Below are 14,540 nucleotides of genomic sequence, written 5' to 3'. Positions count from 1 at the left end.
ATCAATCGAAAGGACCGCTCTCCAACATGGATACACCGTTGGGCTCCGTGCTCTACATCACCCTCGGGTGCGCTAAGAACGAGGTTGACACTGACCGCATGCGTTCTCTTTTGACCGCCGCGGGCTACGAGGAGGCATTCGACCCGCAGGATGCCGATATTGCCATCGTCAATACTTGCTCGTTCCTCGCCTCCGCAACGTCCGAGAGCATCGAGACCACGCTCGAACTCGCCAACGAGGTTCAGGACGGCGTTCGTTCTTGCCCCATCGTCATGTGCGGCTGCGTGCCGTCGCGCTATGGCGATGACCTACCTGACGAGCTGCCCGAGGTCGCTGCCTTTGTGAAGGCCGACGAGGAGGACGGCATCGTGGCGGTCATCGATGGCGTGCTGGGTGTCGAGCGCGAGATTGCAGCCTATATCCCGCAGGTCAAACGTACCGTCGAGGGTGCTGTCGCCTACGTCAAGATTTCCGATGGCTGCAACCGCTTCTGCAGCTTCTGCATGATTCCCTACATCCGCGGCCGCTATCATTCGCGCAATGCCGAGAGCATCATCTCCGAGGTGCGCGACCTGGTTGCCGGCGGTGTGCGCGAGATCGTGCTGATCGGCCAGGACACGGGCATCTGGGGTACCGACTTTGCCGACGAGGACGTCGCCGATGGCTCGCCGCGCAATCTGGCGCAGCTGCTGCGTGCCGTCGCCGAGGCCGTGCGCCCGCACAACGTCTGGGTCCGCGTGCTCTATCTGCAGCCCGAGGGCATGACTGACGAACTCATCGAGACGATTCGCGATACGCCCGAGGTGCTGCCCTATATCGATATCCCCGTGCAGCACTGCGACGCGCGCATTCTCAAGGCCATGCGTCGCTCCGGTTCACGCCAGGAGCTCGAGGACCTGTTCCGCGATCTGCGTGAGCGTATCCCCGGCATCGTGATCCGTTCCACGGCCATGGTCGGCTTCCCGACCGAGACCGACGACGAGTTCCGCGACCTTATCGACTTTATGGACACCGTCGGCTTTGACTACACGAGCGTCTTTGCCTACTCGCAGGAGGAGGGCAGCCTGGCCGCTAAGATGGAGGGTCAGGTCGACGAAGAGGTCAAGCTCGAGCGCGCCCAGGAGGCCATGGACCTGGCCGAGTCGCTCGGTTTTGCCGCCACTGCCGCCCATGTGGGCGAGCGCGCCCAGGTGATCGTCGACGGTATCGAAGAGACCGAGGATGGCGCCGAGCTGATCGGCCATGCCTGGTTCCAGGCGCCCGATTCCGATGGCGCGGTGCATCTGGACGCCAGCGAGGCGTCCGTGGGCGATATTCTGACCGTCGAGTTTACCGATAGCTTCTGCTATGAGCTTATCGGTCATGTTGTGGAGTAGGAGAGCGTCGTGGCTAACGAGAGCAATAAGGAACTGACGAGTGTCTGGACGCCCGCCAACATCGTGACGTGCGTTCGCATCGTCTTTATCCCGGTGTTCATGATCGTGTCGGCGCTTTCTCACACGAGTGTTGCCGGTACGGATTGGAGTGCCTTCGACGGCCCGCTCGCCGCCGCTGCCTTCATTCTGTATGTGATTCTGTCGTGCACCGATAAGGTCGACGGTTATCTGGCGCGTTCGCGCAACGAGATCACCGACTTCGGTAAGTTCTTGGACCCCATCGCCGATAAGCTGCTCGTGTTCTCGGCCCTGCTGCTGTTCTTGGATTTTGGCGCGGTGACCGTGTGGTCCGTGTTCATTATCCTGTTCCGTGAGCTTCTGGTGAGTGCCCTTCGCATGGTCGCGAGTGCGGCCGGTGTGGTCGTTGCGGCCGATAAGCTCGGCAAGTACAAGACGGCAACCACGATGGTCTCCATTTGCGGTTACCTGTGCGTTTTTGCTATGGCCGGCTTGCACCTTGGCCCGGTGGCGCTGACGCTCGGCATCTACTCGGTGTCGCGCTTCCTGTACGCCGTTGCCGTTGTCCTGACCGTTATCTCGGGCGCCCAGTACTTCTGGAACTGCCGCAAGATAGTCTTTTCCGTCTAGGTCCTGGTAGGCATGACGGAATCATTTGAGCAGATTGCCGCGCATAACGAAGAGCTCGCACGCGATATTGTCGAGCGTGCAAGCTTTCGTGGTGTGACGGTTTCGACGGCTGAATCTCTGACAGCTGGCATGATCGCCTCGACGATCGCCGATATCCCTGGTGCCTCGGCGGTGCTGCGTGGCGGTGCGGTGACCTACTGCGATGAGATTAAGCATCGCGTGCTGGGTGTTGAGCAGGAGACGCTCGACCGTTACACTGCGGTGTCGCATCAGACTGCGCGCGAGATGGCGTCGGGTTCGCTGGAGCTGTACCAGAGCGATATTGCAGTGAGCGCAACGGGTTATGCCGGCCCCGGCGGTGGTACTGAGGACGATCCGGCGGGCACTTTCTATATTGGCTGGGCGCATCGTTCCGCCGATGGGGGCGTGCCGGTCGTGGACTCTGTGCGCTGCCACTATGAGGGCGACCGTTCGTGTGTTCGTGCCCATGCGGTCACGGAGGCATTGGGTCGCATTGCCCTTGTGCTCAACTCTATGGAATAGACGTGTTTTAAGGGGCCTCCGAGCCCCTTAATTGTGGAGATAGGGACCTTAGGCTCATTTGGCGTTTGTGCTGGTTGTAGATGTATTTTTGCCTGCCTTGTTCATATTTGGTCCTTTGTGGTCAAGCATTTGGTCAGTGTTTGGTCGGCGTTTGGTTGGGTTTTGGAAAGACCGCCTGCATATGATTGGCCTGAACGGTTGACCACGAACAGCCGTTCGTTTATTATCGATGCAGGTTGTTAAGAGGAGGGCTATTCATGGCCAAGAATTCAGGTCCCGTACGTACCGTTCATGCTCGCACGACGGGTAAAGAGCGCGATGAGATGATCGCCACCACCAAGGCCGAGATCGAGAAGAAATTCGGCCAGGGTTCCATCATGAGGTACGGCGACGGTGGTCCCGAGCTCGAGGTCGAGGCCATCCCTACGGGCGCTCTGGCACTCGATGCCGCTCTGGGTATCGGCGGTGTGCCGCGCGGCCGTATCGTCGAGATTTACGGTCCTGAGTCCTCCGGTAAGACGACGCTTTCGCTCGAGATTTTGGCAGAGGCCCAGGCTATGGGTGGCGTTGTGGCATTTATCGATGCCGAGCACGCGCTTGATCCCACGTATGCCGCGCGCATCGGCGTGGATATCGACGAGGTGCTCATTTCCCAGCCCGATACGGGCGAGCAGGCGCTTGAGATTGTTGACATGCTCGTGCGTTCCGGCGCCATCGATGCCATCGTCGTCGACTCCGTCGCCGCGCTGACCCCGCGTGCCGAGATCGAGGGAGAGATCGGCGACACTACGGTCGGTCTTCAGGCTCGCCTGATGAGCCAGGCGCTCCGCAAGCTCGCCGGCTCGCTGTCTAAGTCCAACACGACGTGCATCTTCATTAACCAGCTGCGTGAGAAGATCGGCGTCATGTTCGGCAACCCCGAGACTACGACGGGCGGCCGCGCCCTTAAGTTCTTCTCTTCGGTGCGTATCGACATTCGCCGTATCGACAGCATTAAGCTTAAGGACGAGGTTATCGGTAACCGCGTGCGCGCCAAGGTCGTTAAGAACAAGGTGGCGGCTCCGTTCCGTTCTGCTGAGTTCGACATCATGTATGGTACGGGCATCTCTAAGGAGGGCTCGATCTTGGACATGGCTGTCGAGTGCGGCATCTGCAAGAAGATGGGCTCCTGGTTTGCCTATGGCGAGGACAAGCTCGGCAACGGTCGCGAGGCCGCCAAGGCGTTCCTGCGCGAACACCCCGATTGCGCTGACGAGATTGAGCATAAGGTCCGCCTTGCCTGCGGGCTTGAGTTTGATGACGATGCTCCGTCCGAGGTCGAGCTGACCGATCAGCCTGCGCCTGAGGAGTTTGACGAGCTTTACGCCATCGATGGTTCCGCCATGCTCGATGATGACGACGAGTAGCGGTTACGCTCATGTCGTATACGGTGACCGAGGCTACGGTCGTCTTTCCCGATAAGAAGGCGGCCTCCTCGTTCTCGAGCGGGTATGCGTCTAAAAAGCCCTGCGCGCATATCGATTGTGAGCTTGAGGGCGGTTTTGAACGGTCCATTTGGATTCCCGTGCGGGTTGCGCGGCTGTATCTCAAAAACCGCCCCGATTTTCCCTGTGATTGGGATAACTTTCGTGAGGCTGTGCAGCTCATCGAGCGTAAATGTGCACTTACCATGGTGACCGAGATGTTATCACGCCGTGACCATGCGACGGGTGAGGTCCGTGACAAGCTGGTTTGCTACGGCTTCCGCCAGCCCGCGATCGATTTCGCCGTCGAGCGCGCCACCGAGTATCACTTTTTAGACGAGAACCGCTTTTGCTCGTACTTTATCGAGGAACGCAAGCGGCGCGGTTGGGGTCAGCGCAAAATCGAGACCGAACTTAAGCGCCGTCATGTCGTGCTCGATGACATTCCCGGTTATCCCGAGGATTATTTTGCCGTCGAAGACGATTTGGCGCGTGCGTCAGCCCTGCTCGCCAAGCGGCGTGTTCCAGAGACGTGCGGATTCGAAAAACTGGTTCGGTTTTTGATGGGCAAGGGCTTCTCGTATCACATCGCCGCCGATGCCGTTAAGGCACGTCTCGATGCCGAATGCGAGGGATGTGCGCTTTAGGCGTATGCGTTTTGTGGCCCCGCCGTTCACCGCGTTTTAGCCGCCGTACTGGGGCCATTTATTTGACAGTTGTTGTGGTTCAACGTACGATAAACACTGTCATTTGCTTTGTGATATGTGCTCATCTGTGATGAGTTTGTTTATATGTTTATCTGTATCCGACCCGCATAAGCTGCGCCCATATTACTCAAATGTCGCGAGCCGTTCATAAGGACGGTTCGCTTTGTTGTGTAACGAATCCATAAAAAGGAGTGAGCATGCCTATCATTGCAGCGCTCGTTGGCATCGTTTTGGGTGCCATCGCCGCCATTGCCTACATGCGCACCGCCAAGCAGGGTAGTCTTCACGAGGCCGACGAAAAGATCCAGTCGGCACACGCACAGGCTGAGTCCCTGATCGGTGATGCAAAGCGTCAGGCCGAGACCCTCAAAAAAGAGGCTCTGCTCGAGGCTAAAGAGGAGATCATCAAGAACAAGCAGGCCGCCGAGGCCGAGGACAAGCAGCGTAAGAGCGAGATTCGTACGCTCGAGAACCGCGTGATGCAGCGCGAGGAATCCCTCGATCGCCGCAACGACGCTCTCGACAAGCGCGAGCATCAGCTGTCCAGTCAGGCCGGTCAGGTCGAGAAGCGCTCCCGTGAGCTCGAGGAACTCTGCGCAAAGCAGACCTCCGAGCTCGAGCGTATCGCCGACCTTACCCGCGAGGATGCCCACAAGGAGCTCCTCGATAAGGTTCGCGGCGAGGTCACCCACGAGGCCGCCACGATTATTCGCGAGTCCGAGCAGCAGGTTCGCGCCGAGTGCCACAAGACCGCCCAGGAGATTCTTTCCCTGGCGATTCAGCGCTGCGCTGCCGACCACACTGCCGAGGTCACCGTTACCTCCGTGCACATTCCCTCTGATGACCTCAAGGGCCGTATCATCGGTCGCGAGGGTCGCAACATCCGGACCTTCGAGCAGGTTTCCGGCGTCAACCTCGTGATCGACGACACGCCCGAGACCGTCGTTCTTTCGAGCTTCGATCCGGTCCGTCGTGAGACCGCCCGTGTCGCCCTCGAGAACCTCATCGCCGACGGCCGCATTCACCCCGCCCGCATCGAGGAGATGTATCACAAGGCTGCCGACCTGGTTCAGCAGCGCGTGCGCGAGGCTGGCGAGCAAGCTGCATTCGATACCGGCATTCACGACCTGCACCCCGAGATCGTCAAGACCCTTGGTGCCCTGCGCTACCGTACCTCGTTTGGTCAGAACGTGCTTCAGCACTCCCTCGAAGTCTCTGACCTGTGCGGCGTGATGGCTTCCGAGCTTGGCCTGGACGTCGTGACCGCCAAGCGCGCCGGCCTGCTGCACGACCTGGGCAAGGCAATCGACCATGACGTCGAGGGGTCGCATGCCGTCATCGGCGCTGAGCTTGCCCGCCGTTATGGCGAGAAGCCCGTTATCGTCCACGCTATCGAGGCTCACCATGCCGATGTCGACCCCAACACGGTGCTCGATGTCCTGGTGCAGGCCGCCGATGCTGTCTCTGCCTCTCGCCCCGGTGCCCGTCGCGAGTCTGCCGAGAACTACATCAAGCGTCTCGAGAAGCTCGAGGAGATCGCCAACTCCCATGAAGGCGTCGAGCGTACCTATGCCATGCAGGCTGGTCGCGAGGTACACGTCATGGTTCAGCCGGACAAGATCTCCGATGCCCAGTCCACGGTCCTGGCTCACGATATCGCCCATCAGATCGAGGAAGAGATGGAGTATCCCGGTCAGGTGCGCGTCGTCGTGATTCGCGAGAGCCGCGCTGTCGATATCGCTAAATAACATGAGCGACGCGAACGAGCTCATCTCATTTATCGCGTCGATGTCGGGGGAGGGCAACCTTCGCGTCGAGGAGAACCTTGGCGAGGGGTATGTCCGCCTCCGCGTTTCGGAGGCCGAGCGGCGCCAGGCAAAGCACGACATTCAGCATGTCGAGGATATCGTCATCGAAATGCTCCGTAATGCTCGCGATGCTGGTGCCGACAAGGTCTATCTCGCCACGACCAAGGAAGATGGCGTCCGCACGCTTGTCTTTCTGGATAACGGTTCGGGCGTTCCGCAGGATATGCAAGAGCGAATCTTCGATGCTCGCGTTACCTCCAAGCTCGAGAGCATGAAGATGGACCGTTGGGGCGTTCACGGTCGTGGCATGGCATTGTTTTCGATCAAGCAGAACACCGACGAGGCCCGTGTGGTCACGTCCGGCGTCGATCTTGGTTCAGCCTTTAAGGTGAGCGTTGCAGCCGACCGCCTCAGCGAGCGTGCCGATCAGTCCAGCTGGCCCCAGGCCGTCAAGGATGAGGACGGACGTTATGTCTGTGCTCGCGGCCCGCATAATATTATTCGCGCTGCCTGTGAGTTTGCGCTCGAGGAGTTGCGTGGTTGCGATGTCTATCTTGGTTCTCCGTCTGAGATTGCCGCGACCCTTTATGCTCAGGCGTCAAGTCGGCTCGATACGTCGCGTCTCCTGTTCATTGATGACGAGAGCGAGCTTCCGGTTGTCGATCGTTTAGGCCTTGCCTCTGATGCCGAGGACTTTATCCGTATCTGTTCGGGTTTGGGTCTTGAGATGTCCGAGCGCACGGCCCATCGCATTTTGGCAGGGCAGATTAAACCCGTTCGCGGTGTGACCGCGCGTCTGCTGCGCGAGCGTGATTCGTCCTCGCATGCGCCGGCTCCTGTCGATCTTGCAAAGGATCGTCGCGGGCTACGTATTGCCAAGGATGACATGGCACAGTTTTCGCGTGCTGTGGAGCGTGACTTTAATGACCTTGCCGCCCGGTACTATCTCAACCTTTGCGGTGACCCAAAGATTCGTGTTTCGCGTGATCGAATCACTGTGACCTTCGATCTTGCCAAAGAGGAATAGTGCCTTTACCGAGTCCACTCGGTACGATACAGTTATTGCAGTTAAAACGTACTTTTAAACGCAGGAGTTTCTTCATGGATTGCCTGAAGGTATCAAGCAAATCATCGCCCGCGTCCGTTGCCGGCGCCATCGCCGGCATGGTCAAGGATGGTGTGCCCGTCAACATTCAGTGTGTCGGCGCCGGTGCGGTCAACCAGGCCATAAAGGCCGTGGCTATTGCGCGCGGTTTTTTGATTCCAACCGGGTTTGATATTTCCTGCGCGCCCGTGTTCTCCGACATCCTCATTAACGGGGAGTCGCGCACGGCCATCCGTCTTTCTATTTACGTTCACCAGATCAATCGAGCTGCTATGGATAACGTCGTCATGGATGATGTTAAGCCTGTGGCATAGCTTCTGCTTGCCTCGATTCGCCCCCCCTCTCCATCGTTAGGACTTATGCACATGGACCAGCGTTCCGTACGCGATATTCTTGCCGGTAAAACCTACTTTATCCGCACCTTTGGCTGCCAGATGAATCAGCACGACTCCGAGCGCGTGAGCGGTCTGCTCGATTCGTATGGTTGCCTCATGGCGCTCGATCCCGAGCATGCCGATATTGTTGTCTTCATGACATGCTGCGTGCGCGAGGCCGCCGATACTCGCCTGTACGGCCAGTGCAATTCCTGTAAAAGCCTGCCGCCTTCGCCTTCGGGCAAGCGTGTGGTTGCCGTTGGTGGTTGCATCGCGCAGCGCGATGGCGAGGGCCTGCTCACCAACGTCGATAACGTCAATGTCATCTTTGGTACGCATTCCATCGCACATGTGGCAGAGCTCATTGCCGAGGCGTTCCTTGATGGCAAGCGTCATATCCGCACCAATGAGCATGAGGATACGGATGCCATGAGCATGCCGTGGCATCGCGAGACCCAGTATCACGCTTGGGTGCCCATCATGACGGGCTGCAATAATTTCTGTACCTATTGCATCGTTCCGTACGTGCGCGGTCGCGAAAAGAGCCGCTCCTTCGAGGAGATTGTCGACGAGGTGACCGGTTTGGTGCGCCAGGGCGTGCGTGAGATTACGCTGCTGGGCCAAAACGTTAACTCATATGGTCGCGATCTGTTTGGCAAGCCGCGTTTTGCCGATTTGCTGCGTGCCGTGGGCGATACGGGTGTGGAGCGCATCTTCTTTACGTCTTCGCATCCCAAGGATCTGCTGCCCGAGACCATCGACGCCATGGCCGAGACGCCTGCTGTTATGCCGCAGCTGCACCTGGCCGTCCAGTCAGGTTCGACGCGGATCCTCAAAGAGATGAATCGCCGTTATACACGCGAGGACTATCTGGGCCTGGTCGATCGCATTCGCAACCGCATGCCCGATATCGCGCTCTCGACTGACATTATCGTTGGCTTCCCGGGCGAGACTGAAGAAGACTTTGAGCAGACGCTTTCACTTGCCGAGACGGTCCGCTATGCCCAGGCCTATACCTTCATCTATTCCAAGCGCGCCGGTACCCCGGCCGCAGAGATTGACGATCCTACGCCGCATGAGGTTATTCTCGGGCGTTTCAACCGCCTGGTTAAGGTTATCGAGACCACGGCACATGAGTATAACCAGGGTGAACTTCATACTGTGGTTCCGGCGCTCATTGAGGGAACGAGTAAAAAGAACGACGCGGTCCTGCTGGGCAAGAGTCCCAAGAATCAGACCGTGCATGCGCCTATCCCCGAGGGTTACAGCATCGATCAGCTTGTTGGCAAGATCGTTGATGTTGACGTTGACGTTGCCAAGACCTGGTATTTGTCCGGCTCCGTTGTGGGCGAGCCGCGCTAATGGTTTCTTCCGGGGCAGGTCTTTCCGCCGTTGCGATCGTCGGTCCGACGGCGGTTGGTAAGAGTGATGTTGCCGACCGTTTGGCCGCTCGTCTTTCGTCCGAAGTGCTGTCGTGCGATGCGATGCAAATCTATCGCGGCATGGACATCGGTACCGCAAAGATGACGCCCGATGAGTGTACGGCGCCGCTGCGTCTCGTCGACATTGTAGAGCCGGGTGTGGCATATTCTGCTGCGCTTTATCAGGCTGACGCTCGCGCGCATGTTGAACGTCTCATTGGTTCGGGTTGTCTGCCGGTTTTTTGCGGAGGTACGGGGCTATATCTCAAGGCCGCCCTCGATGAGATGGACTTTCCCTCGGGTGAACTTGAGGACGATCGCCGTGTGGGCTATCAGGAGCTTGCCGAGCGTATTGGCGAGGAAGAACTGCATGCCCTGCTTGCCGAGCGCGACCCAGAATCGGCTGCTGTTATTCATCCCCATAACGTGCGCCGTGTGATTCGTGCGCTCGAGATGCATGATGATGGTATCTCCTATGCACAGCAAAAAAGTCAGTTTAGTGTTCCGCGCGAGCATTATCATGCTCTATGGTTTGGTCTGACGCGTAATCGCGAGGTGCTCTACGAGCGCATTAACCTGCGTGTCGATCTGATGTTTGAACAGGGTCTTGTTGATGAGGTTCGCGGTCTTATGGACCAGGGGCTGGGAGATGCCCTGACTTCGATGCAGGCAATTGGCTATAAAGAGATCATTGATGCTTTCAATGGCGTGATTTCTATGGATGAGGCTCGCGAACTCATCAAGATGCGTTCGCGTCGCTATGCCAAACGTCAGCTTTCGTGGTTTAAGCGCGATGACCGTATCGTGTGGTTTGATATGGACGAGTTTACGATCGATGAGGTCGTTGAGGACATCCTGCATCGTATTGAGGCTGCCTAATGGCCCGTTTCCCCCTTGTTCCCACGGCACCCGAGCCCGAGCGTGCCATTTTAGTTGGTGTTGAGTGGCGCGACAATGCATGGCCGCTCGATCGTTCGCTTGACGAGCTTGAGCGCCTGGCCCATACGGCTGGCGCCCAGTGCGTGGCGCGTTTGTCACAGCGTCTGGTTAAGCCGTATCCAAAATCGTTTATCGGTTCCGGTAAGGTTGAGGAGCTTTGCGGGCTCGTGCATCGTATGGATGTCGATGTTGTTATCTTCGACGACGATTTATCGCCCTCGCAGCAATCCTATTTGGAGAAAGCCGTGGGCGAGCCGGTAAAGATTATCGATCGTACAGCACTGATCCTGGATATCTTTGGCCTGCATGCTCAGACGCGTGAGGGACGCCTACAGGTACAGCTGGCGCAGCTTCAATATCTGTTGCCTCGTCTGCGCGGAATGTGGAGCCATCTTGCCAAGGAGCAGACGCGCGGCGGCATCGGTTCACGCTTTGGTCAGGGCGAAAGTCAGCTCGAGGTCGACCGTCGCCTCATTCGTAATAAGATCGCTGCGCTTCGTCGTGAGCTCAAGCAGGTTGAACAGCGTCGCGATGTCCAGTCCAAGAGCCGCATTGAGTCACCGGCGTTTCGCGTCGCGTTAGCCGGTTATACCAATGCCGGTAAATCGACGTTGCTTAATCGCCTGACCGGCTCTACGGTACTTTCGCAGGACAAGCTGTTTGCTACGCTCGACCCGACGACGCGTTCGTATCGCCTGCCCGGCGGTCGCGGCATGACGATTACCGATACCGTTGGCTTTATTCAAAAGCTACCGCATGGTCTCGTTGATGCCTTTAAGTCCACGCTGTCTGAGGTTCTTGGTGCCGATCTGATCCTTAAAGTTGTGGATGCCTCTGACGAGGACTACGAGCGCCAGCTCGAGGCAGTCGATCGCGTTCTTGACGAGATCGGTGCCGGCGAGCGTTTGACGCTTACGGTGTTCAATAAAATCGATCTTCTCGATAGCGTTGATCGATTGAGTTTCCGTCGTCGCTATCCCGAGGCCGTGCTGTTCTCGGCCCAGACGGGCGAGGGACTCGACGATCTCGTCGACCGTATTGCTCGTGAGGCGGCTGCCACCGATGTGTTGCTCTCCGCTGATATCCCGTATCGCGAGGGCGCCCTCATCACGCTGGTGCATGAACAGGGAACCCTTTTGCACGAGGAATATCTTGAGGGCGGCGTTCGTATTGTTGCGAAGCTGCCGGCTCGTATCGCGCCGCGGCTCAAGCGTTATCGCACCGAGTAGACGAGCTCCAAAAAGCCCAGAATAGTGGGCTGATGCAGTAGATAAAAGGGGAGTGCGTGACGTCCAAGGCTGGCGAGCGCCGGGATGGGATTGGCGTAGGCCCAGCTTGGGACGGTCTTATCGATTCCCTGCGCTATGTGTGCGGCGAAGTATCCTGCAAGATACATAAAGAAAAACGGGATGATGGGGTAGTAATCACCTGAAACAAACCCAGGGCTCGGAAATCCCAGCCACGCCAGGTAGGGGACAGGATAGATCGTTTTGGGGATACTCCAGGTGAGGGCGAACAACACAAGGCATAGGGACATGCCCCATCTCGCCGATATCTTCTTAAGGACGGGATCGGTCAACGCCACGATGCCGGTACATGCGGCCATGCAGTAGATGATGCCAAAATTAACCGAATCGTCTACTGAGACAAGTGTTGTTGCCAACCAGACGACGAGTGCTGCTAAGGCGTATTTGGCGGCACGTTTGATATTGTTGCGTGAGAGCGTGCACATCCAACCCGCGATAAACAAGAATACCCAGCTGATGCAGGCACGCCAGATGTCTTGAAAGACGGTCTGTGTAAACCAGGGCATATCCCAACCGTACAGGTAGGCGAGATCGTAGCAAGCGTGAAACCTGCCATTGAAATCATCGTAAACCCGCGGACGGTATCAAAGATGGTGATGCGTTTTTGCATTACGAGAACCGGCGCATCAAGCCGACGACTTTGCCCAAGATAACGGGATTCGTTGCATAGATAGGCTCCATGGTGTCATTCTCAGGCTGCAGGCGTACGCGTCCCTGCTCCTTGTAGAACGTCTTGACGGTCGCTGAACCATCAATCATAGCCACAACAATTTCGCCGTTCATGGCACTCTTTTGTTCACGGACGATGATGTAATCGCCATTGAAGATACCGACATTGATCATTGAGCTCCCATGCACCTCAAGGATAAAGGAACCCTGATCAGTGGCGATTTCGGTCGGGATAGTAAATGTGTCTTCGATATTCTGCTCGGCCAGAATGGGAATCCCAGCCGCGACGCGACCAACGAGCGGTAGTGAGACCGTTCCGCGAGGTGCGGTGGTCTCGTCAGATTTAGAAATTGAGACAGAGGAACCGTCCTCGTTAAAGAGTTCCAGAGCGCGCGGTTTGGTGGCATCGCGCTTGAGTAGCCCGCGCGCCTCCAGGGCAGATAGATGGGCGTGCACGGTGCTGGGGGAGGAAAGGCCCACGGCAGAAGCCATCTCGCGCACGCTGGGCGGATAACCCTTCTCCTGCTGATATTCCTTGATGAAGTCGTAAATTTGCTGCTGACGCTTGGTAATTTTGCGAGCCATCAGGGCATCCTCTCTACCCATGTCAAACAAATGTTCGAATTTTGCTTGACAGGAACAACTGTTCGAAGATAATAATAACCGAACATTCGTTCTCGCGCTAGACATTTTTGTCCGCGCGGCTTGATAAAACTGTTCTCAGCAAAACACGCGAGAGGAGAACATGATGAACGCAACGAATATGGTCCAGGGAAACCTCGCCCTTAAGCTCGAGACGTCTGCAGAATACACTTTTACGGTTGTTCAGGGTGGCCGCTCCGGCTTTCAGCCTTTGACCGTAAAGCCTGCTCGCAATCAGCAGGCTGTAGCCGCGCCGGGCCGCGTTGCCCTGAAGGTTCCGACGATTGTCGCCGTTGCCGTTGCGCTTACGCTCTTCTTTGTCCTCGCTACGTCGGTCTTTAGCGCTCGTCACGCCGCGTATGCCGAGTCCGTTTCCAACGTTACCTATGAGACCATTCGCGTTCAGTCTGGTGATTCTCTTTGGTCGCTTGCCGAGGAATATCCAATCGAAGGCCTTTCCACGCAAGAGACTTCCGACATGATCCGTAACGTCAATCATCTGGAGCATGGTTCGCTCGCCGCCGGTGCGCATCTTAAGGTTCCTGCTCGTTCGTAATCATTATCGCGCTGCGCATGGTACCCTTGTTATCGTTTAAGAGGAGGTACCATGCGCTGTCCCAAATGCGGCAAGGCACATACCCGCGTCGTTGATTCCCGTATGCAGGAGTCAAATAACACCATTAAGCGTCGCCGCGAATGTTGCTCGTGTAACTATCGCTTTACAACGTTCGAACGATGCGAAGACCCAATCGAGGTCATTAAGTCGGACGGAACCAAGCAGCGGTTCGATCGCAATAAGCTGCTCGTCGGCTTGATGCGCGCCACTATCAAGCGCGATATCGACACTAAGAAGCTCAATGAGATTATCGATGACATCGAGGTCGAGCTGCGCTCTCGCACGCTGACGGCCGTTACGTCCCATGAGTTGGGTGACATGGTACTCAAGCGCTTGGCCAAGATCGACAAGGTGGCGTACATCCGCTTTGCCTCGGTCTACCGCGATTTCAAAGACGTCGATGAGTTTCTGCAAGAGCTCGACAAGCTAAGGTGATTCCATGTCCAACATTACCGTCAACATAAAGCGTCTCGACCCCACCGTCGAGCTTCCCAAATACGCCCATCCCACCGATGCCGGCTTGGATTTGCGCTCCAACGAGGACTGCATTCTGAAGCCCTTCGAACGCCGTCTGGTCTCTACTGGGCTGGCCATCGCCCTGCCCGATGGCTACGCCGGCTTCGTCCAGCCCCGAAGCGGTTTGGCCATCAAGCAGGGCCTGTCTATAGTCAATACGCCGGGCCTCATCGACGCCCACTACCGAGGAGAACTCAAGGTTATCCTCATCAACCTGGATCCCTCCAACAACATCCAAATCAACAAAGGCGACCGCATAGCCCAACTCGTCATCCAAGAAGTCCCCACGGTCAACCTCATAGAAGTAGAAGAACTAGACGAAACCGACCGAGGCAACGGAGGCTTCGGCTCCAGCGGCGTCGCCTAGGGGCGCTCGTATCCCTCCCGCCCGGGGCTTACCTATATC

At 57.3% G+C, this 14,540-nt stretch carries 16 protein-coding genes; 14 read left to right on the top strand and 2 right to left on the bottom strand.

Going from position 1 to position 14,540, the window contains the following annotated elements:
* Nucleotides 1-26 precede the first annotated feature (26 nt).
* The 11 genes from rimO to hflX all read left to right on the top strand — a co-directional run bounded on the left by rimO (nt 27) and on the right by hflX (nt 11,613).
* Nucleotides 27-1,376: a 30S ribosomal protein S12 methylthiotransferase RimO gene (gene rimO / locus ABHR63_RS02675; RefSeq protein ID WP_022094698.1), complete on the top strand. Its 1,350-nt coding sequence runs from the start codon at nt 27-29 to the stop codon at nt 1,374-1,376.
* 99 nt (nt 1,377-1,475) lie between these two features.
* Nucleotides 1,476-2,024, top strand: a complete 549-nt coding sequence (gene pgsA / locus ABHR63_RS02670; RefSeq protein ID WP_430392752.1) for a CDP-diacylglycerol--glycerol-3-phosphate 3-phosphatidyltransferase — start codon at nt 1,476-1,478, stop codon at nt 2,022-2,024.
* Between the two features lie 12 nt (nt 2,025-2,036).
* The gene (locus tag ABHR63_RS02665; RefSeq protein WP_346965325.1) at nt 2,037-2,567 is read left to right on the top strand and encodes a CinA family protein; all 531 of its coding nucleotides are present in this window, start codon (nt 2,037-2,039) and stop codon (nt 2,565-2,567) included.
* A 257-nt stretch (nt 2,568-2,824) separates the two neighbouring features.
* Entirely contained in the window at nt 2,825-3,973 is a 1,149-nt protein-coding gene (gene recA / locus ABHR63_RS02660) for a recombinase RecA (RefSeq protein WP_022094695.1), read from the top strand.
* Between the two features lie 11 nt (nt 3,974-3,984).
* Nucleotides 3,985-4,677 (top strand): regulatory protein RecX, encoded by a 693-nt coding sequence (locus ABHR63_RS02655; protein WP_346965324.1) that lies wholly within the window; start codon nt 3,985-3,987, stop codon nt 4,675-4,677.
* 257 nt (nt 4,678-4,934) lie between these two features.
* Nucleotides 4,935-6,485: a ribonuclease Y gene (rny, locus tag ABHR63_RS02650; protein ID WP_346965323.1), complete on the top strand. Its 1,551-nt coding sequence runs from the start codon at nt 4,935-4,937 to the stop codon at nt 6,483-6,485.
* Between the two features lies 1 nt (nt 6,486).
* Nucleotides 6,487-7,572 (top strand): ATP-binding protein, encoded by a 1,086-nt coding sequence (locus ABHR63_RS02645; RefSeq protein ID WP_006235981.1) that lies wholly within the window; start codon nt 6,487-6,489, stop codon nt 7,570-7,572.
* Nucleotides 7,573-7,646: 74 nt separating this feature from the next.
* Nucleotides 7,647-7,964 carry a stage V sporulation protein S gene (locus ABHR63_RS02640; RefSeq protein WP_006235982.1) on the top strand — a complete coding sequence of 106 codons (318 nt, stop codon included), beginning with the start codon at nt 7,647-7,649 and terminating at the stop codon, nt 7,962-7,964.
* 51 nt (nt 7,965-8,015) lie between these two features.
* Nucleotides 8,016-9,386, top strand: coding sequence for a tRNA (N6-isopentenyl adenosine(37)-C2)-methylthiotransferase MiaB (gene miaB, locus ABHR63_RS02635; RefSeq protein WP_238023075.1), 1,371 nt, complete (start codon nt 8,016-8,018; stop codon nt 9,384-9,386).
* Nucleotides 9,386-10,324, top strand: a complete 939-nt coding sequence (gene miaA / locus ABHR63_RS02630) for a tRNA (adenosine(37)-N6)-dimethylallyltransferase MiaA (RefSeq protein ID WP_138374197.1) — start codon at nt 9,386-9,388, stop codon at nt 10,322-10,324. Before miaB ends, miaA begins: the two co-directional genes overlap by 1 nt.
* A complete protein-coding gene (gene hflX, locus ABHR63_RS02625) occupies nt 10,324-11,613 on the top strand; it encodes a GTPase HflX (protein ID WP_138374198.1) in 1,290 nt (429 codons plus the stop codon). The genes miaA and hflX overlap by 1 nt, the downstream gene beginning before the upstream one ends.
* Here the strand turns inward: hflX and ABHR63_RS02620 are convergent.
* A complete protein-coding gene (locus ABHR63_RS02620) occupies nt 11,598-12,197 on the bottom strand; it encodes a heparan-alpha-glucosaminide N-acetyltransferase (protein WP_346965322.1) in 600 nt (199 codons plus the stop codon). The genes hflX and ABHR63_RS02620 overlap by 16 nt on opposite strands.
* Nucleotides 12,198-12,300: 103 nt before the next feature.
* Nucleotides 12,301-12,945 (bottom strand): transcriptional repressor LexA, encoded by a 645-nt coding sequence (gene lexA / locus ABHR63_RS02615; RefSeq protein ID WP_138374200.1) that lies wholly within the window; start codon nt 12,943-12,945, stop codon nt 12,301-12,303.
* 163 nt (nt 12,946-13,108) lie between these two features.
* Between lexA and ABHR63_RS02610 the strand changes: the two genes are divergently transcribed.
* The 3 genes from ABHR63_RS02610 to dut are packed head-to-tail and all read left to right on the top strand — an operon-like array spanning nt 13,109 to nt 14,501.
* The gene (locus tag ABHR63_RS02610; RefSeq protein ID WP_346965321.1) at nt 13,109-13,558 is read left to right on the top strand and encodes a LysM peptidoglycan-binding domain-containing protein; all 450 of its coding nucleotides are present in this window, start codon (nt 13,109-13,111) and stop codon (nt 13,556-13,558) included.
* Nucleotides 13,559-13,609: 51 nt separating this feature from the next.
* Complete coding sequence (gene nrdR, locus ABHR63_RS02605; protein ID WP_022093781.1) at nt 13,610-14,053, top strand: transcriptional regulator NrdR; 444 nt, start codon at nt 13,610-13,612, stop codon at nt 14,051-14,053.
* A 4-nt stretch (nt 14,054-14,057) separates the two neighbouring features.
* A complete protein-coding gene (gene dut / locus ABHR63_RS02600) occupies nt 14,058-14,501 on the top strand; it encodes a dUTP diphosphatase (protein ID WP_138112619.1) in 444 nt (147 codons plus the stop codon).
* Nucleotides 14,502-14,540: the final 39 nt, after the last annotated feature.

Source organism: Collinsella aerofaciens (assembly GCF_039752775.1).
GTDB classification, from domain to species: Bacteria; Actinomycetota; Coriobacteriia; order Coriobacteriales; family Coriobacteriaceae; genus Collinsella; species Collinsella aerofaciens_R.
The sequence above is the reverse complement of the archived record's forward strand: the minus strand, read 5'-3'. Positions and strand labels throughout refer to the sequence as shown.